The sequence below is a fragment of the Nitrospirota bacterium genome, from assembly GCA_016214385.1.
In the GTDB taxonomy this organism is placed as follows: domain Bacteria; phylum Nitrospirota; class Thermodesulfovibrionia; order UBA6902; family JACROP01; genus JACROP01.
Genome location: JACROP010000040.1, coordinates 1 through 21,028 on the forward strand (window position 1 = coordinate 1; position 21,028 = coordinate 21,028).

At 42.4% G+C, this 21,028-nt stretch carries 23 protein-coding genes, 1 other RNA gene and 1 other annotated feature; of the genes, 9 read left to right on the forward strand and 15 right to left on the reverse strand.

What is annotated here, in order from left to right; translation table 11 throughout:
- The coding region (locus HZC12_02620; GenBank protein MBI5025623.1) for a tyrosine-type recombinase/integrase at positions 1 to 555 on the forward strand (555 nt) is incomplete at its 5' end.
- Positions 556 to 631: 76 nt separating this feature from the next.
- The gene (locus HZC12_02625) at positions 632 to 1,795 is read left to right on the forward strand and encodes an SAM-dependent methyltransferase (protein MBI5025624.1); all 1,164 of its coding nucleotides are present in this window, start codon (positions 632 to 634) and stop codon (positions 1,793 to 1,795) included.
- A gap of 2 nt (positions 1,796 to 1,797) precedes the next feature.
- Here the strand turns inward: HZC12_02625 and HZC12_02630 are convergent, their stop codons facing one another.
- Both HZC12_02630 and HZC12_02635 read right to left on the reverse strand, forming a co-directional pair.
- On the reverse strand, positions 1,798 to 2,571 hold the full coding sequence (locus HZC12_02630; protein MBI5025625.1) for a sugar phosphate isomerase/epimerase: 774 nt from the start codon (positions 2,569 to 2,571) through the stop codon (positions 1,798 to 1,800).
- Complete coding sequence (locus tag HZC12_02635) at positions 2,571 to 2,852, reverse strand: zinc ribbon domain-containing protein (GenBank protein MBI5025626.1); 282 nt, start codon at positions 2,850 to 2,852, stop codon at positions 2,571 to 2,573. Before HZC12_02635 ends, HZC12_02630 begins: the two co-directional genes overlap by 1 nt.
- Before the next feature lie 88 nt (positions 2,853 to 2,940).
- On the opposite strand from HZC12_02635, the gene nifU reads away from it, so the two are divergent.
- Both nifU and nifS read left to right on the forward strand, forming a co-directional pair.
- The gene (nifU, locus tag HZC12_02640; protein ID MBI5025627.1) at positions 2,941 to 3,786 is read left to right on the forward strand and encodes a Fe-S cluster assembly protein NifU; all 846 of its coding nucleotides are present in this window, start codon (positions 2,941 to 2,943) and stop codon (positions 3,784 to 3,786) included.
- Entirely contained in the window at positions 3,783 to 4,976 is a 1,194-nt protein-coding gene (gene nifS, locus HZC12_02645; GenBank protein ID MBI5025628.1) for a cysteine desulfurase NifS, read from the forward strand. Before nifU ends, nifS begins: the two co-directional genes overlap by 4 nt.
- Positions 4,977 to 4,994: 18 nt before the next feature.
- Here the strand turns inward: nifS and HZC12_02650 are convergent, their stop codons facing one another.
- The 8 genes from HZC12_02650 to HZC12_02685 all read right to left on the reverse strand — a co-directional run bounded on the left by HZC12_02650 (position 4,995) and on the right by HZC12_02685 (position 12,040).
- Positions 4,995 to 5,369, reverse strand: a complete 375-nt coding sequence (locus HZC12_02650; protein MBI5025629.1) for a hypothetical protein — start codon at positions 5,367 to 5,369, stop codon at positions 4,995 to 4,997.
- A 222-nt stretch (positions 5,370 to 5,591) separates the two neighbouring features.
- Complete coding sequence (locus HZC12_02655) at positions 5,592 to 6,869, reverse strand: PAS domain-containing protein (protein ID MBI5025630.1); 1,278 nt, start codon at positions 6,867 to 6,869, stop codon at positions 5,592 to 5,594.
- 13 nt (positions 6,870 to 6,882) lie between these two features.
- Positions 6,883 to 7,683, reverse strand: coding sequence for a prepilin peptidase (locus tag HZC12_02660; protein ID MBI5025631.1), 801 nt, complete (start codon positions 7,681 to 7,683; stop codon positions 6,883 to 6,885).
- Between the two features lie 8 nt (positions 7,684 to 7,691).
- Positions 7,692 to 8,006, reverse strand: coding sequence for a hypothetical protein (locus tag HZC12_02665; protein ID MBI5025632.1), 315 nt, complete (start codon positions 8,004 to 8,006; stop codon positions 7,692 to 7,694).
- A gap of 9 nt (positions 8,007 to 8,015) precedes the next feature.
- The gene (recG, locus tag HZC12_02670; protein MBI5025633.1) at positions 8,016 to 10,178 is read right to left on the reverse strand and encodes an ATP-dependent DNA helicase RecG; all 2,163 of its coding nucleotides are present in this window, start codon (positions 10,176 to 10,178) and stop codon (positions 8,016 to 8,018) included.
- Positions 10,165 to 11,292 carry a transcription termination/antitermination protein NusA gene (gene nusA / locus HZC12_02675; protein ID MBI5025634.1) on the reverse strand — a complete coding sequence of 376 codons (1,128 nt, stop codon included), beginning with the start codon at positions 11,290 to 11,292 and terminating at the stop codon, positions 10,165 to 10,167. Before nusA ends, recG begins: the two co-directional genes overlap by 14 nt.
- Positions 11,293 to 11,373: 81 nt before the next feature.
- Positions 11,374 to 11,688 carry a ribosome maturation factor RimP gene (locus HZC12_02680; protein ID MBI5025635.1) on the reverse strand — a complete coding sequence of 105 codons (315 nt, stop codon included), beginning with the start codon at positions 11,686 to 11,688 and terminating at the stop codon, positions 11,374 to 11,376.
- Between the two features lie 145 nt (positions 11,689 to 11,833).
- A complete protein-coding gene (locus tag HZC12_02685; protein ID MBI5025636.1) occupies positions 11,834 to 12,040 on the reverse strand; it encodes a hypothetical protein in 207 nt (68 codons plus the stop codon).
- 212 nt (positions 12,041 to 12,252) lie between these two features.
- On the opposite strand from HZC12_02685, the gene HZC12_02690 reads away from it, so the two are divergent.
- The 4 genes from HZC12_02690 to HZC12_02705 are packed head-to-tail and all read left to right on the forward strand — an operon-like array spanning position 12,253 to position 15,030.
- The gene (locus HZC12_02690; GenBank protein MBI5025637.1) at positions 12,253 to 12,711 is read left to right on the forward strand and encodes a RidA family protein; all 459 of its coding nucleotides are present in this window, start codon (positions 12,253 to 12,255) and stop codon (positions 12,709 to 12,711) included.
- Positions 12,708 to 14,033: a ribosome biogenesis GTPase Der gene (gene der, locus HZC12_02695; protein MBI5025638.1), complete on the forward strand. Its 1,326-nt coding sequence runs from the start codon at positions 12,708 to 12,710 to the stop codon at positions 14,031 to 14,033. The genes HZC12_02690 and der overlap by 4 nt, the downstream gene beginning before the upstream one ends.
- 2 nt (positions 14,034 to 14,035) lie before the next feature.
- Positions 14,036 to 14,866 carry a YihY/virulence factor BrkB family protein gene (locus HZC12_02700; GenBank protein ID MBI5025639.1) on the forward strand — a complete coding sequence of 277 codons (831 nt, stop codon included), beginning with the start codon at positions 14,036 to 14,038 and terminating at the stop codon, positions 14,864 to 14,866.
- Positions 14,863 to 15,030, forward strand: a complete 168-nt coding sequence (locus tag HZC12_02705; protein ID MBI5025640.1) for a hypothetical protein — start codon at positions 14,863 to 14,865, stop codon at positions 15,028 to 15,030. The genes HZC12_02700 and HZC12_02705 overlap by 4 nt, the downstream gene beginning before the upstream one ends.
- Here HZC12_02705 and HZC12_02710 read toward each other — a convergent pair.
- Genes HZC12_02710 through hrcA form a run of 5 tightly spaced genes read right to left on the reverse strand, consistent with a single transcriptional unit; the run spans position 15,027 to position 20,383 of the window.
- A complete protein-coding gene (locus HZC12_02710) occupies positions 15,027 to 15,761 on the reverse strand; it encodes a 16S rRNA (uracil(1498)-N(3))-methyltransferase (protein MBI5025641.1) in 735 nt (244 codons plus the stop codon). The two genes, HZC12_02705 and HZC12_02710, sit on opposite strands and share 4 nt — an antisense overlap.
- Positions 15,762 to 15,768: 7 nt before the next feature.
- The gene (dnaJ, locus tag HZC12_02715; protein ID MBI5025642.1) at positions 15,769 to 16,875 is read right to left on the reverse strand and encodes a molecular chaperone DnaJ; all 1,107 of its coding nucleotides are present in this window, start codon (positions 16,873 to 16,875) and stop codon (positions 15,769 to 15,771) included.
- On the reverse strand, positions 16,872 to 18,785 hold the full coding sequence (gene dnaK / locus HZC12_02720; protein MBI5025643.1) for a molecular chaperone DnaK: 1,914 nt from the start codon (positions 18,783 to 18,785) through the stop codon (positions 16,872 to 16,874). Before dnaK ends, dnaJ begins: the two co-directional genes overlap by 4 nt.
- Before the next feature lies 1 nt (position 18,786).
- Entirely contained in the window at positions 18,787 to 19,335 is a 549-nt protein-coding gene (gene grpE / locus HZC12_02725; protein ID MBI5025644.1) for a nucleotide exchange factor GrpE, read from the reverse strand.
- Between the two features lie 13 nt (positions 19,336 to 19,348).
- Positions 19,349 to 20,383, reverse strand: a complete 1,035-nt coding sequence (hrcA, locus tag HZC12_02730) for a heat-inducible transcription repressor HrcA (GenBank protein ID MBI5025645.1) — start codon at positions 20,381 to 20,383, stop codon at positions 19,349 to 19,351.
- Positions 20,384 to 20,675: 292 nt separating this feature from the next.
- Here hrcA and ssrS point away from each other — a divergent pair.
- Positions 20,676 to 20,853, forward strand: a non-coding RNA gene (gene ssrS, locus HZC12_02735) — 6S RNA.
- Positions 20,854 to 20,890: 37 nt separating this feature from the next.
- Positions 20,891 to 20,974: a sequence feature (possible 16S ribosomal RNA but 16S or 23S rRNA prediction is too short), on the forward strand.
- The last annotated feature ends 54 nt before the right edge of the window (positions 20,975 to 21,028 follow it).

Sequence of the window (21,028 nt, forward strand, 5' to 3'; positions counted from 1 at the left end):
CGTCTATTCGAATTCGTGAAACTGCGGGTGAAGAATTTCAATTTCGACGCCGGAATCCTTACGCTCCATGGGAAGGGCAGTAAAGACCGGACCGTTCCAATTCCACAGACAATCATGCCGGAGTTAACGGCACAGTTTGAGGCAATAAAAAAACTTCACGATGAGGATCTTGCGGCGGGCTACGCGGGCGTGTTTCTCGAAGGTCGACTCGAAAAGAAATACCCGAAAGCTGCGAAGGATTTCATCTGGCAATGGTTTTTCCCGCAGCAATCGTTGACTTTCGTGGAGGGAACGAAGGAACGGCGGCGGTATCATCTGCATGGAAAGCATGTTCAGGAAGCTCTTTACGAGGCTGTCCGGCGGGCGAAGCTCACTAAACGCGTTACGTCCCACACTTTCCGCCACAGTTTTGCCACCCACCTCTTGCAGGCCAATTATGATATACGCACGATTCAGGAATTACTTGGCCACAGCGATGTAAGGACGACTATGATCTACACGCATTGCGTCCCGAGCAGAACCGTGAAAGAAGCAAAAAGCCCGCTTGATTTTTAAACTGAATTGAGATACTTTGACGGAACGACTCGATTTCAAATCCTCCTTTTTGTTGCGGTAAAAAGTATACTATAATATGAATCCCCTCAAACAAAAAATCATTGAGAAAATTAAAAAAGAAGGCCCGATTACTTTTGAGTCCTTTATGGAAATGGCGCTTTATTATCCAGGGCTTGGTTATTACATGAAAGATGCCAGAGGGATAGGAAGGGCAGGGGACTTTTACACGAGCCCGCATCTGCACCCGATATTTGGCGCAATGCTGGGAAGGCAGATAGAGGAGATGTGGAGTTTTATGGGAAATCCTTCTGATTTTCATATTGTTGAGATGGGGGCAGGGGCAGGGTATTTATGCAAGGACATGCTCGATTATCTAAGAAAAAGGAAATTCTTTAAATCACTGATTTATACAATAGTTGAACTTAATCCGGTTGTGCAGGCAAGACAGAAGGAGTTGCTTGGTGATTTCATAGATAAGGTAAACTGGGTTAATTCTTTAAAAGATCTTGGACAGATAAGGGGTTGTTTTCTTTCCAATGAACTGCTCGATGCATTTCCTGTTCATCTGATTGAAATGGGTAATGAATTAGAGGAGATTTATATTTCTGCTAATGGAGATAGTTTGATCGAGGTAAAAGGGCGACCGAGCAATAGCAGTATTGCTGATTATTTCAGAGATTTCTCCATCGAGCTTAAAAAGGGCCATAGGACAGAAGTAAACCTTAAGATAAAAGACTGGCTCAGTGTTGTTACCGATGCGCTGTCAGAAGGTTTTATCTTTACTGTGGATTATGGTTATCCTGCATGGGAGTATTATAGTGATGAAAGGGTAGGGGGGACTCTACTCTGTTACCACAAACATAAGTTGAACGAAAACCCTTATGAAAATATCGGAGAGCAGGATATAACAGCCCATGTTAATTTCTCGTCCCTTAAAAAGTGGGGAGAGGAACTCGGAATCGAGTGTCGTTGCGACAGTCGTACCGACTCGTACCGACCTGGTTTAAAAACTGCAGGCTATTGCTCCCAGGGGACATTTCTCATAGCCCTCGGCATAGATAAGATAATAACTGAACTTTACGGAAATTCCCCTGAGTATCTTTTTGAGGTTGCAAAGATTAAGGGCCTGCTTTTGCCCCAGGGCATGGGAGAATCGCATAAGGTTATGATTCAATATAAAGGGGAGGGCTCTCCAGAACTCAGCGGGTTTTCTATGAGGAATCAGGCAGGAGCTCTTTAAATTTATTTAAAATAGGCCTCAAGCCTCTCCAGACTCTTTCTGGTGTCTTCTGGTGTATGCGCTTCTACTGTGTATATAAAATTTTGCCCTACAGGTCGTAGACCTTTCAATTCATCGAATAATCTTTTAAAGTCAAAACTACCTTCTCCTACGGCAAGATGGGAATCTGAGGTTTTATCATTGTCATGCAGGTGAAGCTCAATAATATATGGTTTTATTACAGAAAGCCATTCTTCGAGCGATACCTTTGAAAAGAGATTAAAATGTCCTGTATCAAAGCACACACCGAAATTCTCTGAATTCATTTCCTGCATGAGGAGTTTAAAATTTGAGGGCTCATCTTCAAAGATGTTTTCAATAGCGATTTTAATTCCCATTTCAGAGGCCCTCTTATTCAGGGACTTCCATGTTATAAGGCTTCCCTCAAGCCATACATCAACCCTCCTGTCGTATTTCCACTTGTCGTATCCTGAATGAAAGACAATTATTTCTGGTTTTAATACCTCTGCAAAATCAAGGATGGTATTAAACCGTTCAATGGTTACAGCCCTTACCTTTGAATCAACCGCACCTGGTGAGAGGTCCATGAATGGTGAATGGATTGTGATAGCAGGATTGTAATCCAGGCGTTCTTTCAGGCGGATTATCTCGGCCTTATTTAAATCATCAAGCCCTTTTGAGCCAAAGTATATTTCGAGGTTTAATCCCTCTTGTTTTATAAAAGGAAAATATTTCTCTAACCTGTCATAGGGGATATGGACATGGGGCTTTATCACTATACCTTGGCAGTTTCTTCTTTTTTTGTGCTGGATGTTTTTGTGGTCTCTTCTTTTTTTTTGTTTGGTGCTTTCTCGGCTTCCATAGCCTTTTTCCTATCAGCAGATGGATAGTCAGTTACATACCAGCCACTGCCTTTAAGGACAAAGGCAGTCGGAGTAATGAGTTTTCTTACCTCTCCTCCGCATGAGGTGCATTTTGAAAGGGGAAGGTCGGTTATCTTCTGCATAACCTCTGTATGCTCACCGCATTTTGTGCATTCATATTCGTATATTGGCATAATAAACCTCCTGCATAAAAATACCTTCTATATATACCATAAAGCCGCAATCCTTGACAAGGTCATTAGCCTATGTTATCTATGAAACATGTGGGAATACACAGAGAAATTAAAAGAGCTTTTCCTCAATCCAAAGAATGTGGGAGAAATCGAAAACCCTGACGCTGTCGGAGAGGTTGGTAATATTGTCTGTGGCGATGCCCTTAAACTCACTCTGAAAATTGACAAAGAGACAGGGAAGATACTTGATGCCAAGTTTCAGACCTTTGGATGTGCAAGCGCTATAGCCTCCTCGTCTGCCCTTACTGAACTTATTAAAGGAAAGACCATCGATGAGGCAATCAAGATTAAAAATCAGGATATTGCCGAATACCTCGGCGGCCTGCCACCTGAAAAGATGCACTGCTCTGTAATGGGGAGGGAGGCGCTTGAGGTAGCCATTGCTGATTATAAAGGGATTAAGATCGAAGAACTTATCGGCGGCAAGGTTATTTGCAAGTGTTTTGATGTTACGGATGAGAAGATAAAGAAGGTAATAAGAGAAAATAGATTAACAACAGTTGAACAGGTTACCAATTACACCAAGGCAGGGGGAGGGTGCGGTTCATGTATACCTGATATCGAAAATATCCTTAAAGAGGTATGGGCTGAGAGGATTATAGAGGAGGCAATAAGGCCAAAGGAGAGGCTTACAAATATCAAAAAGATTGCATTGATACAGGAAATCCTTGAGAGAGAGATAAGGCCCAGGCTTCAGGCAGACGGAGGAGATGTGGAGCTCATAGATGTTGATGGCAATCGGGTGATTGTAGCTTTGAGGGGCATGTGCACAGAATGTGTAATGGCAAATGTCACAGTAAAGAACATAGAGAAAAAGCTTAAAGAGCTGGTTACAGAGGATCTCATGGTGGTTTCCGAAGGTGGACAGGGATGAGAGTTATTTACCTCGACAACAATGCATCTACAAGGGTAGCTGATGAGGTCGTGGAGGCAATGCTTCCATACTTTAGCAATCTTTATGGTAATCCATCGAGTATGCATGTATTTGGCGGCCAGCTCCATAAGAGGGTCGAGGATGCGAGGGCTGAGGTAGCAAGGCTCATTGGTGCAGAGTTAGAGGAAATAGTATTTACAGGCTGTGGCACAGAAAGCGACAACACAGCTATCATGAGTGCCCTCGAGTCTTATCCACGGAAAAGACATATTGTTACCACAAGGGTTGAGCATCCTGCAGTTTTAAATTTTTGCAAGGCCATGGCAAGGAAAGGCTACAGAGTAACATTTCTGCCTGTTGATAAGCTCGGCAGACTGGACCTTAAAGAGTTAGATGCTGCAGTAACCGAAGATACCGCTATTGTATCTATAATGTATGCAAATAATGAGACCGGAGTGATTTTTCCAATGGAGGAGATTGCAAGAATTGTGAAATCAAAAGGGGTACTTCTTCATACAGATGCTGTTCAGGCTGTAGGGAAGATTCCCGTGGATGTCAGGAAACTCCCAGTTGACATGCTGTCGCTTTCAGGGCACAAAATACATGCACCAAAAGGTATCGGAGCACTTTTTATAAGAAGAGGGATAAGGTTCTCTCCTTTTATAATTGGAGGCCATCAGGAGAAAGGAAGACGGGGAGGTACAGAGAATGTCCCATCAATAATAGGCATTGGTGTGGCATGTGAGCTTGCAGCCAAACACATGAATGATGAAAACAGCAGGGTAAAGGCATTGAGGGATAGACTTGAGGAAGGGCTTTTAGCGTGCTGTCCGAACGCAATGGTCAATGGTGATAGTGAGCACAGACTGCCAAATACAACCAACATGAGTTTCGAGTATGTAGAGGGAGAGGCAATTCTTTTAAGGCTTGACAGTTACGGTATATGTGCCTCTTCTGGCTCTGCATGCACCTCTGGCTCACTTGAGCCATCGCACGTCCTGCGGGCCATGGGCATACCTTTTACAGCAATACACGGCTCTGTGAGATTGTCCCTTAGCCGCTATAATACAGATGAAGATGTTGACCTGGTGCTTAAAAAGATGCCTGAGGTGATAAAGGAGCTGAGACATCTCAGCCCTTTTGGCAGAGAGGAGATGGCCCGAAAGACAGGAAAGCTAAGAACTAACTAAACCCCGCCGATGGCGGGGTCAGATATCCTGCCTGAGCAATTTTAGTCTGTTATATTCTTTAAGGTTTTTTATCATATCTTCCATTGAAATGACGCCGAGTTTTACCAGAGCCTCTCCGAAAAAAAGGTAATGGTCTCCCTGTTCTTTTAGAAGTTCTTCTACCTGACTGCGCGTTAAATAATTATCCCTGATGGCAATTTCGCCAAACTTTTCATGAGACTCTTCCTGGAGGATCAGAATTTTCTCGACGTCCTCGTTGCTGAGCCAACCCTTATCACTGGCGAGTTCACCTATCCTGCGGTTATTTCTCTTTTGTAGCACCCTGGCTTTAAAAATATCTACATGGCTGATCAGACCCTTGCTTAAAAGGTATTGGCCAAAAAGTTCTGTCATCTCCCCATTCTTTCAGATACAGTAAAAAGTCAAAACTAAATTGACTTAATGAATTGTATCATCGTTCTTCTTTAAGTCAATAGGCAGGAGTATATTTTTAAAGGTTCATCTCAAGGGGTCAAGTAAAAGCAAAATCAAAAATCAAATATCAAAATTATGGAAGATTTAATATTGTTTATTCCTTTCGCCTCAGCGAATCTTCGATAATCTTGCAGTTTTGATTTATTTTGCAGGCAGGGTTATCCTGAAGGTAGTCCCCTGGCCTTCCTTGTCAGAGACTCGTTCCGAGCTTTCAACTTCAATGCTTCCACCATGTGAGACTATAATCTTCTGAACCAGGGCAAGGCCAAGTCCTGTGCCATCTTCCTTGGTGGTATAAAATGGCAGAAAAATCTTCTTCCTGACTTCTTCTGGAATACCGGGGCCTGTGTCCCTGGTACTTATCTCTACTTTTCCTTCAACAGAAGTGATTTTTATATCAAGCCCTCCTCCATCTGGCATTGCCTCGGCTGCATTCTTTAGAATATTTGTCAGTGCCTGTCTCAGGAGAACCTCATCACCCCTGATTGTAATCGAAGGGCTGGCTCCACTTATACGCAGTTTGATAGCAGGGTTGCCTCCTACAGTGGAGAATGCTGCATCTTCAATTAAATCCTTCAGGTTTATCGCGGTTATATTCAGTTCTGTTGGTCGGGCAAAGGCAAGCAGCTCCATGATAATCTTATCCATGCCATCAATCTCTCTTAAGATTTCATTAACAATTGTTTTCTGAGAAGGGTCGCTCCGTTTAGAGAGAAGTTTGGCGTATCCTGCTATAACACCCATTGGATTCCTCAGCTCATGGGCAATTCCAGCAGACATCTCTCCGAGCTGCGAGAGTCTCTCCTTAAGCTCTACCTGCGCCTGCAGAGATTTCATTTCGGTGAGGTCTGTGAATATAAGTATCCGGCCGATGACTTCCTGTTTTGCGTTCTTCAGGGGAGATGTTGTTATCCCCAGATAGATGTGCCTTCCATTTTTTGTGATATATGGATATTCACCTCGTGCAATGTGGGCACCGCTTTTTATAAGGCCGGTTATTGGCTCATTAAATATCTCCTCGTAATCTTTTCCAATTGCCTCCTCTGCCTTTATTGCAAGGATTTTCTCGGCTGAAAAATTTATGCTTTTTATCTTGAAAGAATTATCAAGGCTGACGACACCGCTCGGCACACTCTGAAGTATGTTCTCGTTGTAACTCTCCATGCTTAATGCCCTTTCCTCTGCAATGGTTCTGAGTCTGTCGAGTTCTTTTTCTTTTTCTTTGAGTTTTCCTACGAGCTCATGGAATGTATCAACCACAAAGCTAACATCCGAGGCTTCCTTTAAGGCATTTATATCCTTTAGTGCCTTCCTCCTGGCCCTGAGGACGAAATGAAGTATATAAAGCAGTAGCAGTATCCCTATAAGGACGAAGATTGATATGCCAATGATGTTAGTTATCTGGTTTGGTGTATTCAATTTTTAATCTTCTTTACCGCGCATATATCGCCCTGTACAAATCAAGGATCTCCTGGCCAAAAAAGAGGCTCAGGATTGCACCAAATGCAAGGAAAGGGCCAAATGGTATCTTGCTTTTCCTGCCCTTTCCCTTAAAAATCATGAGAAAGATTCCTACGATGGCTCCGGTGAGGCTTCCGAAAAAGGTTGTGGAAAGGGCGCCTTTCCAGCCCAGGAGCCCGCCAACCATCGCCATCATCTTTATATCGCCTCCGCCCATTCCGCCCCTGCTCAGCAGGGCTACAAGATAAAAAAGGCCGCCGCCGAGGAGAAACCCTATCAAGGATGATTTGAACCCTAAGAAGGCAAATCTTAAAAATGGGTCAGGAAGGATTGTGGAGCCAAAGAGCAATGCAAGCGGAATTCCAGGAAGCGTTATTCGGTCAGGGATTATTTGATGCTCGAGGTCCACAAAGATAATAATTATCAATGAAGAGACAAAACATGAATAGACAAGCAATGAAGGCCACGAGAAAAACATTGATGTGAATGGATTAAATTTCCACAGTGTGGCAACATAGCCTGAAGCATTGAGGAGCTCCACAAGCGGATACTTAAAAGGTATTTTTGCTTTGCATGCCCTGCATTTTCCTCGCAGGATTAAATAACTTATTATCGGGATGTTATCGTAAAACCTTATCGGCTTTCCACAGGATGGGCAGTGGGATGAAGGCCTGATTATAGACAACCCTCTGGGGATACGGTATATGCATACATTAAGAAAAGAGCCTATAATTGCCCCTATTATGAAGATCAGAATATAGTCAACAATCATAGCACTTCTTAAATATTTGGCTTACCAAGTTCACGCGACTTGCTTTTGCAATCCTCTATTTCCTGTCTCAATCTTATAATCTCATCAAGACTCTGAAGTATGATAGGGTCTTTTAACTCGACCTTCTCACCTTTTTCCCTTAAATCAAAAACTCTCTTGCCTACATCTCTGTACAACTCATCCATCTTTTTTTCAAGTTTGTTACTCTCATAAAGGAGCCTTGCCATTGATGTCTCAGCCTTTGTCCTTTCGGCTAAAAAGGCGGCGAACCACTTAAGGCTATCAAGCCCTTCTTTAAAATTTTTTCTTATCTTTTCCCACATATACCCTCCTCAGCTCTTTACTAAGTCTAACCTGTCAGTCCCGAAGCCTCGGGATTTTTCTAAAGCCTCTTTTAAGAGGGGATAATTCGTCAGGTTATGCTTTTCTTCAACGAAGGCAAATGCCTCCCGCCTTGCCTGTTCAAGAACTTTTATATCTCTCAGGATATTGGCGACTCTTAAATCAGGCATCCCGGATTGTTTTGTGCCAAAAAACTCACCAGGCCCTCTTATTGATAGGTCTTCCTCTGCTAATTTGAAACCATCGGATGTGGCCTCCATGATTTTAAGCCTCCTTCTGGCATCCTCTCCAAAAGGCGGATAAGCCATGAGAAGACAGTAAGATTCGTAAGGTCCTCTTCCCACCCGCCCTCTTAACTGGTGAAGCTGGGAAAGGCCAAACCTCTCTGCATGAACTATGAGCATAAGAGAGGCATTGGACACATCAACACCCACCTCTATTACTGTTGTTGAGACAAGGATATCGATCCGCCCTGATTTAAAAGATGCCATAATCTCTTCTCTCTCTTCCCGCTTCAGCCTTCCATGAATTAGTCCTACCCGGAACCTGTTAAATATTTTTTTGAAAGCCTCTGCGCCATCCACCGCGCATTTGAGGTCAAGTTTTTCAGAGCCCTCAATTAGCGGATAAACTATATATATCTGTCTTCCCCTTGAAAGCTCTTGCCTCATTATCTCATATATCTTTTCTTTCTGTCCCTGGAAAAAGACCTTTGTCCTGACAGGCATTCTGCCGGCTGGCAGCTCATCAATTATAGAGATATCGAGGTCTCCATAAAGGGTCAGTGCCAGAGTCCTTGGAATGGGGGTTGCAGTCATGACAATGATATCAGGGCTAAACCCTTTTTTACGCAGTCCTGCCCTTTGCATCACACCAAATCTGTGCTGCTCATCAATTATAGCGAGCCCTAAATTTTTAAAACTTATACCCTCCTGAATAAGGGCATGTGTCCCGATAACAATATTTATTTTGCCTGTGGATATATCATCAATTGGTTTTATCCTGCTGCTTCCTGTTAGCAGGGCAATGCTACAGCCGAGGTCTTCAATCATCTTATGGATGTTAATATAGTGTTGTTCTGCAAGTATCTCGGTGGGAGCCATCAGGGCTGCCTGATAGCCGCTGTCTACGGCCAGAAGCATGGACATGAGGGCGATTACTGTCTTGCCGCAGCCCACATCGCCCTGTATAAGCCTGTTCATCGGTATCGGCCTTATCATATCGGCCTTTAATTCTTCAAAAACCCTTTCCTGCGCTTTGGTGAGTTTGAAGGGAAGTTTTTCGAGAAACCGATTAATGAGAGTGCTGGTACCTTTAAAGGCTATGCCCTTTTCAACAATTCTACCATTTTTTTCAAAGGCAAGGCCGAGCTCAAACAGAAAGAACTCATCAAAGATAAGTCGCATATGTGCAGGGCTTACTCCACGGTTCAATGCATCCATGTCCTGAAATCTCTCAGGGAAATGTGTTTCGAGGATAGCCTCTCTAAGGGTTATTAGATTATTTCTGTTGCGTATTTCTTCAGGAAGGAAATCCTCTATATAGTTTAGGTAGTTATTTGTTATATCAAACATCAAGGTTCTGATCTGCCTGGTAGTAAATCCCTCTGTGGCGCGGTAAATAGGAACTATCCTGGATGTATGTATATATCTGTCGTCTCCGCCCACCACACCTGTAGTAGGTTTTTCCAGGGCCTCGAAATTAGGGTTTTCCATTTCGAACCCAATACCTGAGTAAGGGTTGCCTTTGACAACACCGCTCAGGATTAATTTCTGGCCGATTTTGAAATATCTCTTCATGAATGGCTGGTTAAACCACTTGCCTTTGAGCACGCCTGTGCCATCTGAGAGGGTAAGCTCTAAAATCTTTAATCCTTTCCGCGGCGTTGTAATGATTTCTACATCAACTACCTCTCCAGCAACTGTCTCAAGGGCACCGTAATTAAGGTGGCAGATTTTTTTTAAATTCTTTCTATCTTCGTATCTCCATGGAAGGCAATACAGGGCGTCGCCGAGAGTTCTTATACCGAGGCGTTCGAGGAGCAGTGCCTTTTTGGGCCCGACTCCTTTTATGTATTGAATAGGGGTTTCTTCTGAGATTTGAGGTTTGAAGTTTGATTTTTTTTGTTTATTGATAGTTTCAGGATTGTTCATCTTTGGAGGCCTGTTCTTCTTTGCGCTGCTCTCTTTTCAGAGATTCCTCCAGATGCTTCTCTGTCTCTTCTATTTTTATCTTATCATACTCAGAATCGCTGATAATATCTATGTCCCAGCCGGTAAGTTTCATGGCCAGCCTGACATTTTGCCCCTTCTTGCCTATGGCAAGAGAGAGCTGCTGGTCATTGACCACAACAAGGGCAGATTTTTCTTCTTCATTAATCCCGATTTTCTCTACAGTGGCAGGACTCAGTGCCTTTGCTATCAGGTCCCTCGGATTGTCAGTCCACGGAATAATATCAATCCGCTCGCCTTTTAGTTCCCTTACAATGGACTGAACCCTTGTCCCTTTCATGCCAACACATGCCCCAACCGGGTCTACCTTGGGGTCTTTCGAATAAACAGTTAGCTTTGTGCGTTCACCTGCTTCCCTGACGATGTTTTTAATAACTACAAGGCCGTCATAGATTTCAGGGACTTCCATTTTAAAAAGCTCTACAATAAGATTTGGATGTGTTCTTGAAAGGAGTATTGCTGGCCCTTTCGGTGTAATTTTAACATCTTCAATGTATACCCTTATTGTATCGCCCCTTTTAAGGGTTTCATTTGGCAGGGTCTCCTTTTGTGGAAGCATTGCCTCAGCCCTTCCAAGACTTATGAAGTAAATTCCTTTCTCTTTTCTCAGGACAACACCATTTGCAATCTGCCTGATCCGATCCTTAAACTCACTGTAAATGATTTCCCTCTCAGCTTCTCTTGTTTTCTGAAATAGCACCTGTTTAGCAGTCTGGACTGCAATCCTTCCAAAATCGTAGAGGCTTATAGGGGTTTCTACCTCATCTCCAATTCCTTTATCTGGTTCTAATTTTCTGGCCTCGCTGAGTGTAATTTCCTCTTTCGGGTTTGTGATTTTATCTACTACCTTTTTCAGGGCTGTTATGCGGATATTGCCGTTTTTTGGGTCAATTTTTATGTCTATAGTAGGTGTTATGCCGTACTTCTTCCTTGCTGCAGACAGGAGTGCAGACTCTAAGGTCTCTATCAGGGCTTCTTTGGAAATCCCCTTTTCCCTGCTTATCTGTTCAATTACCTGTAAAAGTTCCTGATTCATACTAAAACTCTATCTCCAGCCTTGCCCTGGAAATGTTCCTGTAAGGTATAGCGATTATTCTTTCCTTTGGCAGAAGAAGCACTACATCCGTTTCTCTTGCCTCGATAATCTTTCATCTCCAGGATTCCTGAGGGGCCTGTCAAGACCCGGGGATGATACCTCTAAGACATAAGATGATGGTATTGGGTCCTCCACATCAAGCATTGCCCCTATCTCGCGGCTTGCTTTTTCGCAATCATTAAGGGTCACCCCTCCATCTTTATCTATAATAACCCTCAAAAGAAATCTTCCTCCTTTTCCCAGAAGTTCTACATCCTGTAACTCGTAGCCCATTGCATCCATTATGGGTAATATGAGTTCTCTCAATCTTTCTTTCAAAGTCTCTATATTCATCATTATAAAAACAAAAGAGTGGGAAATCCCACTCTTTTTATATAAAAATCAAACTTTTCGAGGAAAACCTTTAAAAGGTTACCATAAGTTTAAAGAAAAATGCAAGGATGGGGCACAGCCCCATCCTTTAAAATCTTTAACCCGTTTACTACTTTTTCTTCGGTGCCTCTGGGGCCTTCGGTGCCTCTGGGGCTTTTGGAGCCTCTGGGGCCTTTGGAGCCTCTGGGGCTTTTGGAGCCTCTGCTGGTGGCTTAGGAGCCTCTTTCTTTGGAGCCTCTGGTGGCTTGCAACCCAAAGTAAAGGTAAAAGCCACAACGAGGATTAGAGAAAGAATCAGGGCTATAACTTTCTTCATTAATATTCACCTCCTTCCTCTGAAAAAAGCGGGGTTTTTTAGTGCAAGCTAACGCCTTTAATAACATATAGAATTTGGATTGTCAAGGATTTTTTATGCCTCTCAACAAACACCCTTTTTAGCAATTTTTCTGGAGAAGAACCTATAATAAAAAGCTATAATATTGTAGCATCATTTAAATTTGGCGGTGTTTTAATGTCGGAGGTGTTTAAATGTTTATTGAGGAAAAACTTAAGATGCTCGGTATCGAGCTTCCTTCTGTGCCAAAACCTGTTGGTTCCTATGTCTCACTACTTCAGGCAGGCAGTCTTCTTTTCCTGAGCGGTCTTTTGCCTGTTATTGAAGGAACCCTTAAATATAGAGGCCGTGTGGTTTCTGAGGTTTCTATCGAGGAAGCAGAGGATGCTGCGAGAATAATTGTAATAAATGCTTTATCTATAGTTAAGGCAGCCCTGGGAGACCTGGACAGGGTTGAGAGGTGTGTGAAGTTGACTGGTTACGTGGCCTCAGATAATACTTTTACCGAACAGCCCAGAGTTCTCAATGCCGCATCTAACCTCCTTGTTGATATTTTTGGAGAGAAAGGAAAACATACGAGGGCAGCAATCGGTGTATCGGTCTTACCACTTAATGCCCCCTTAGAGATAGAATTTATTTTTGAGGTAGGATGATTAAGGTGAGCAACTCGGTAGTAGCAATTGTTGGCAGGCCAAATGTTGGCAAATCTAGCCTGTTTAATCGCATTATCGGCAAGAGGGTTGCAATCGTTGACGATATACCTGGCGTCACAAGAGACAGGCTTTATGGTCGTGCCCGATGGGAGGATAAGGATTTTATTGTTATTGATACAGGGGGTTTTTATTCCCTGTCAGAGGATGAATTAATTAAACAGGTGAAAAAGCAGGCTCTTCTGGCTATTGAAGAGGCAGATATTGTGATAATGCTCATGGATGGAAAGAGTGGGCTTAATCCATCTGATTCAGAATTGCTGAATGCGATAAGAAAATTCAACAAAAAAATTCTTTATGTCGTTAACAAGATTGATGGGCCCAAAAATGAGAAGTATCTTCACGATTTTTATTCTCTGGGTATTGATTTAATCCCGATTTCAGCTATGACAGGGTATGGCATTGATGACCTTATGGAAAAAATCACGGCGTTAATTCCTGAAGGAATGCCTGAGGAGATAAAATATCCGGCAATAGCAATTGTTGGCAGGCCAAATGTTGGTAAATCAACACTGGTCAATTCCCTTCTCGGAAAGGAGAGAATGATTGTAAGCCCTGTGCCAGGCACCACAAGGGATTCTGTTGACTCTGTTTGCACTTATTATGGCAGGAAGTATTTGATCATCGATACTGCCGGCATAAAGAAGCGAGGGAAAGTTGTAAAATCCGTTGAGAGGTATTCGCTTTTAAGAACCCTGAAAAATATTGAAAGATGTGATGTCGCCCTTATTATTTTAGACGCAGTGGAAGGGATAGTGGAAATGGATCAGAAAATAGCCGGGCTTGTCCATGATGCCGGAAAAGGTGCAATTATACTTTTTAATAAGTGGGACATGATGGAAAAGAAAACCGAGGTTTATAAGGTTTTAACTAAAAGACTCAGAGAAAAGCTCTGGTTTATGCGATATGCTCCTGCCCTCACCATTTCTGCCACTGAGAGACAGCGGATTACAAAAATCTTTCCTATGATAGATGAAATAATACTTCAGAGGGCAAATAGGATTAACACCCATGAGCTTAACCTCTTTTTAAATGAGGTCATTACAAAACATCCGCCCCTGATTTACAAGGGCAAGCGAGTTAAGCTTTATTACATTACACAGGTTGGAACCTCGCCGCCCGGCTTTACGATATTCTCAAATATGCCTGAGGGAGTTAGCCAGCAGTATATAAGGTTTTTAGAGGACAGGTTCAGAGAGAAATATTCTTTCGGTGGGACACCGATAAAGTTTTACATAAGACAGAGACAGAGGAATAAGGGTTAAAAATGTATTGGGTGAAGGTAGCAGGTAAAAGCATCTCGGCTTTTTTTAAAGACGGCTGTATTAACCTGGCGGCGTCTCTGTCATATTTTTTTATATTGGCAATCATCCCACTAAGCATTCTTGTTATTACGGCGATAGGGTATTTTCTCGGGCAACATCAGGACCTGTATCTCTATGCCCTTGCAGGACTTATTAATCTGTTCCCGAAAGTCACAAATGAGATAACAGAGGAATTCAGGAAGGTAATTATATTTAAAGGGATAAGCGGAGTAACGCTTATATTATATGGACTGCTATCATTTGAACTTTTTTCGTCAATGGAAAATTCCATGAATATAATTTTCAAGGTCTCAAAAAAGAGGCCCTTTGTTTTATCTCTTTTATTTTCTTTCATTGTTGTAACCCTTGTTATTGTTTTTTTATTGGCTTCTTTCGGTGTGACTACAGTAGCCCTTTTATTTAAAAAATATCCTATAGAGGTCTTTGGTATAAAAATGGGATACAAGGCAGGGGTATTTCTCAGATATGTGGCACCCTTTATCCTCGTGCTTTTAACCTTTACAGCAGTTTTTATGATTATCCCCCGGATAAAAGTCCCCTTTAGAAGTGCGTTTATCGGAGCTGTTTTTACTACTGTTTTATGGGAGGTGGCCAAGCATTTTTTTACCTGGTATGTTAAATATGTTATCCGTCTTGGAAGCATATACGGGTCCTTAACCACGTTTATATTAGTTTTATTATGGCTCTATTATTCTTCGTGCATTTTTCTTCTGGGGGCTGAGATAGTGAATAACTCTCGGAGACCCGCCGGGACAGAAAGGAGAAAAAGATGATGGAAAAACTTATCGGTAAAGAGGTTGAAGTTGTTGCAGACGATGTTACATACAGAGGTATATTGATTGAAATTGGTGAAGAAGAAATGCATCTTGAGTCATCAGGTGGATGGATCGTGATCCCTGTTGAGAAAATCGCATCTGTGCAGGAGGTTTTAGATTAACCCATATCGCCCATCTCGCATTGAATAATGCTTATAACGGCTATGGCTGCGGTTTCTGCCCTTAAAATTCTCGGTCCCAGTGTTGCTGATAGGAAGCCTGACTCTATTGCCATATTGGCTTCTTTCTGAGAAAATCCACCTTCCGGCCCTATAAGCATTAAGATTTCCTTCCTGCCTTTAAAACTGTGGAGAATGTCTTTTATCCTATTCTGTGTCTCCTCTTCCCATAAAAGGATTCCTGAAACTCTAATCTCGGGTTTGTTCTGGAGGTTGAGAAAGTCCTCAATTGTAATGGGCTCATGTATTTCAGGGATTCGCTCTCTACCTGATTGCTGGGAAGCTGCTATGGCGATTTTTCTCCACCGCTCTATTTTACCTGTGTATCTGACCTGAGACCGCTCTGTTACAAGGGGGATGATTGTTTTTATGCCAAGCTCGGTTGTCTTCTGAACGATAAAATCCATTTTGTCTGCTTTTGGTAGACCCTGGGCAAGGACAAGTGAAACAGGGGATTCTGTAGCATGCAAATCTCTTCTCAGCAATTCTACAATGAATTCTTTTTTACCTGCGCTACTAACCTCAGCTATGTATTTATGGCCTTGACCATCAAAGATTCCCAGCAGTTCACCACGTTTTAGTCTTAATACTGAGTATAGATATCTGGCCTTCTCATCTTTAATTCTGACCTGTTTTGATGAGAGTTCCTCGGGTGGGAGGAAAAGTTGGGTCATTTTGGCTTTACCGTTGACCTACTTCTTCTTTACCAAAAAAGTCCTTTATTTTGTCCATGAAACTTTTTGATATTTCATCACCGCTTATTCTGGCGAATTCTTCCAGGAGCTCTTTCTGTTGTGGAGTGAGTTTCTTTGGCACATCGATATAAACCGCCACTATCTGATTTCCTCTGCCGTGCCCTCCGAGCCTTGGAATTCCCTTGCCGTTCAGGTGAAAGGTCTTGTTAGTAGGCGTCCCTGCTGGAATTTTTATTGTGGCTTTCCCATCCATGGTTGGCACATCTATTTCAGCGCCGAGGGCAGCCTGGGGAAAGGTTATGGGAACCTCGCATATAATATCATTGTCTTTTCTTTTAAAAAATGGATGAGGAGCAACTTTTATTATCACATAAAGGTCTCCGTAAGGCCCTCCATAAGTTCCTGCTTCTCCTTCTCCTGAGAGTTTGAGTCTTGTCCCTGTGTCTACTCCTGGAGGTATTTTTACGGAGACTGTTTTGAATTCTCTGAGTTTGCCTTCTCCTTTGCATTCAGTACAGGGGTGAGTTATTATCCTGCCTGTTCCCTGGCAGTGGCTGCATGTCCTTGAGATACTGAAAAATCCCTGCTGGAACCTTATCTGGCCTGATCCCTTGCATGTGGAACACGAAATAGGGCCTTTTCCAGGCATTGAGCCATTTCCACTGCAGGTTGGACATGTTTCCCATCTGGGGACTTCAATGACTCGCTCTGTGCCAAAAACCACATCGTGAAGATTTATTCCGAGGTCATAGCGGAGGTCTGAGCCTTTTGTTGGCCGTGGCCCTCTTTTCCTCGCAAAGGGTCCAAAGAAATCACCGAAGATATTTTCAAATATGTCGCCAAAACCTGTTGTGAAAGCATCAAAGCCTGCCCCCACTCCTTCGGCAGTACCAAATCTATCGTAATTCATTCTCTTTTGTGTACCGCTGAGGCAGGCATAAGCTTCGTTTATCTCTTTAAAATGCTCTTCGGCCTCCTTATTGCCGGAGTTTCTATCCGGATGATATTTGAGGGCCAAACGCCTGAAGGCTTTTTTAATATCTGCCTCTGTGGCATCCCTTTGAACACCGAGTATCTGGTAATAATCTTTCACTGCTCTCTCTTATCTTTATCTACCTCTTCAAATTCAGCTTCAACAGCTTCTTCCTGAGGCTTCTGCTCTTTAGTAGATGCTTCACCTGCCTGGGCACCTGCACCAGCAGTCTTATAAATATGTTCTGCAAATTTATGAGAAGCTTGACTTAATGCATCAACAGCGCTTCTAAGCTCTCCTACATCACTGCTTGTATCTTTTACTTTTTTACAACGTTCTAAGGCCTTCTCAATCGCTTCTTTCTCATGAAGTGTAAGTTTGTCTCCGTAATCTCGTAAGGATTTTTCAACTGTATATATTAAAGTATCCGCCTCATTTCTTACCTCTGCAAGCTGCCGCTTTCTCTTATCTTCCTCAGCATGGGCATCTGCATCTTTTGTCATGTTTTTAATTTCTTCTTCTGTAAGGCCGCTCGAGGCAGTTATCCTTATGGACTGTTCTTTTCCTGTGCCGAGGTCTTTTGCAGACACATGTAAAATTCCATTTGCATCAATGTCAAAAGTAACCTCAACCTGTGGGATTCCCCTCGGAGCAGGAGGTATCCCAATAAGTTCGAAGACACCTAAGAGTTTGTTATCAGCAGCCATCTCCCTTTCGCCCTGGCAGACTTTTATGGTAACTGCTGGCTGATTATCCGTTGCTGTAGAGAATATCTGGCCTTTCTTTGTTGGTATTGTAGTGTTTCTTTCAATGAGTCTTGTAAAAATTCCGCCGAGGGTTTCTATTCCAAGGGAGAGGGGAGTTACATCAAGAAGGAGGATTTCTTTTACTTCACCTTTTAACACACCAGCTTGAATTGCAGCGCCGACCGCTACAACTTCATCAGGGTTAACCCCTTTGTTCGGCTCTTTCTCTATAAAGCTCTGAACAACCTGCTGTACCTTTGGAGTCCTGGTCTGACCTCCCACGAGCAATATCTCATCGATGCCTTCAGGCGCAACTGCAGCATCTGCCAAGGCCATCTTACACGGCTCGATTGTTTTTTGTATAAGGTCGTTTACTAACTGTTCAAACTTTGCCCTGGTTATTTTCATCAGAAGGTGTTTTGGCCCGCTGGCATCTGCTGTGATAAATGGGAGGTTTATTTCTGTTTCCATTGCTGAGGACAATTCTATTTTTGCTTTTTCAGCGGCTTCTTTTAATCTTTGTAGTGCCATTTTGTCTTTGCGCAAATCTATGCCATAATCTTTTTTAAATTCATCGACCATCCAGTCCATTATTCTGAGGTCAAAGTCATCACCACCCAGATAGGTATCACCATTTGTTGATTTTACCTCAACAACGCCTTCCCCGATTTCAAGAATGGATATATCAAAAGTTCCTCCGCCGAGGTCATATACAGCGATCCTCTCCTCTTTCTTTTTCTCCATCCCGTAAGCAAGAGATGCTGCGGTTGGTTCATTGATGATCCTTAAAACATTGAGACCCGCAATCCTTCCAGCGTCTTTAGTTGCCTGGCGCTGGCTATCATTAAAATAGGCCGGAACTGTTATAACTGCATCTGTGACAGGCTCTCCAAGATAATCTTCTGCTGCCTGTTTTAATTTCTGTAGTATCATTGCAGAGATTTCTGGCGGTGAATAAACTTTCCCTCTGACTTCAACATGTGCATCTCCATTTGGTGCAGCTACGATTTTATAGGGTAGACGCCTTATAGCTTCTTTTACCTGTGGTGAGTCGTAATTTCTAACCATGAGCCTTTTTATAGAGAATATTGTATTTTCTGGATTTGTGATTGCTTGCCTTTTGGCTATCTGACCGACAAGTCGTTCTCCTTTTTCTGTAAAGGCAACAACAGAAGGGGTAGTTCTCGTCCCCTCTTGATTAGGTATAACTATTGGTTCCCCAGCTTGCATTACAGCTACGACTGAATTGGTTGTTCCAAGGTCAATGCCAATTACCTTTCCCATATCATTCCTCCTCTATATTATTTTTTATCTCTTCTGTCGATTTTTTTGAGACTCCCACAAGGGACGGTCTTAAGACCCTGTCCCTGAGCATATAGCCTTTTCGGAACTCAGTGATTACAGTATTGTTTTCGGCCTCTTCTGATTCAATTTGGGCCATTGCATGATGCACTGATGGATCAAAAGGCTTACCGAGGGCCGAAATGATAGATAACCCGAATTTCTCTAATGTAGCTCGCATCTCTTTCAATGTCAGCTCAACCCCTTCAGCGAGTGCCCTATTAGCTTCATGAGAGGAGTGCTGGAGGGCCAGCTCAAGGTGATCCATCACAGGTAATATCTCTTTTATGAGTTCTTCGTTAGAATATTTTAACATCTCCTCTTTTTCCTTTGCTACCATCTTTCTGTAATTCTCAAAATCAGCATAAAGCCTCACGTATTTATTTTTTAAGTCTGCGAGGTCCTTTCTCAGTATCTCTACTTCCTCTATTTTTTCAACTTCAGGTTCAGATATACCAGATAGTTCTTCCTTTTTTTCCTCTTTTTCCTCCATTTTTGCCTTCTCCTTATTTCGCCGATAAAATCTGTGTGAGGGTTTTAGCGGTATGGTCAACAATTGAAATTACATCTGAATAGTTCATCCTGGTCGGGCCTATTATTCCGATAGAACCGAGAGTACGTCTGCCATCATTATATGTAGAGGCTACTATACTTAAGTCTTTCATTTCAGCAAATGGATTTTCGGAGCCTATAAAGACCTGGATACCATCTAACCGCATTATCTCGTCGAGGAATTTTATTATAAGATGTTTATCTTTAATTGCGTTGAAAAGTTCTTTTATCCGTGCCATATTAGCAAAATCCGGCAGGTCAAAGGCTTCATAGATGCCGTCAATATATAGTTCATTATTCGCCACTGCGATGGCTTCATTACACAGTTTCAGGGCATTGGATATAAGTCTATCACAGATGGTTTTTTCCATGGATATCTGTAATATTATTTTAGCACTTACTTCCTCAAGAGTAAGACCCTTGAATTCGTAGTTCAGATATTCAGTTATTTTATCTAAATCTTTCTGGGAAAAGTTTTCTTTGACACTAAATATTCTGTCTCTTACTATACCTTCTTCCGATATAAGAATCCCCAAAATCTGGTCTTTTTTATGCTTGATAAACTCAATTCTTTTTAAAATCATCTCCGAAGGTTTTGGCAACGTTGCTACCCCGAGGTAATGGGAAAGCATAGATAAAGTTTTTGATGTCTCTCGAATAAGCCTGATTATATCTTTTGTTATACACTCTAACTTGCAGGTTAACTCATTAAGCGTATCTTTATTAAAAGATGGGTCGTATTCTTTTATTAATGTATTTACATAAACTCTGTAGCCCTTGTCAGTCGGAACCCTCCCGGCAGAAGAATGGGGCTGGCTGAGATAACCCTGTTCTTCCAGATCGGCCATAATGTTGCGTATAGTTGCCGGGGACAGTCCTAAGGAGTATTTCTTAGTAACCTGCCGTGAGCCTACGGGTTCATGTAAATTTATGTAGCTTTGAATTATTGCCCAGAGTATTTTTCTGTTTCTTTCATTAAGTTCCGTCATCTTTTAGCACTTGACAATTTAGAGTGCTAATAAGATAGCAATAATGATATCTTATGTCAAGACCTACACTTGTATCAAATAATAATAGAAATTTAAAGGTTTTTGTCATAAATCAATGAAAAATGGCCTTATTAGCTTAAAATATGGCATTTTTTCGCAATAATCTGGATTTGACTCTATGGGTAGAAATGTTATTCTATATATAGAGTGTTGAGGAGTTCTAAATAAGATGTAGTCAGTAATCGCCAAACGGTGTAAAAAAGGGCTATGCGGTGTTTGGCATAGCCTTTATTTTTCTCTGCGGTACCTTAGGGCTAAAGTGAGCTGAGGGAACAGCTACAGTATGGGAGCCAGAGTTTAGATGTGGTGTGCGAGCCTCCCATGAGGAGGATGCCTGAAGCATCTAACAAGGTACCCACTTGGTGAAAGCCTCAGAGTGGCTCAATGCCTTAAGGTACTGTGGGGAATGTTCTTTGAAAACTACAAAGTAGGCCTGCAAAGTCAATATTCATTTTGAGAGTTTGATCCTGGCTCAGAACGAACGCTGGCGGCGTGCCTAACACATGCAAGTCGGACGGGCCGGTGCGGAGCACCGAGAGGAATAGGTCTTATAAGTCCTATAGGACTTATTCTTTTCGATGCTTC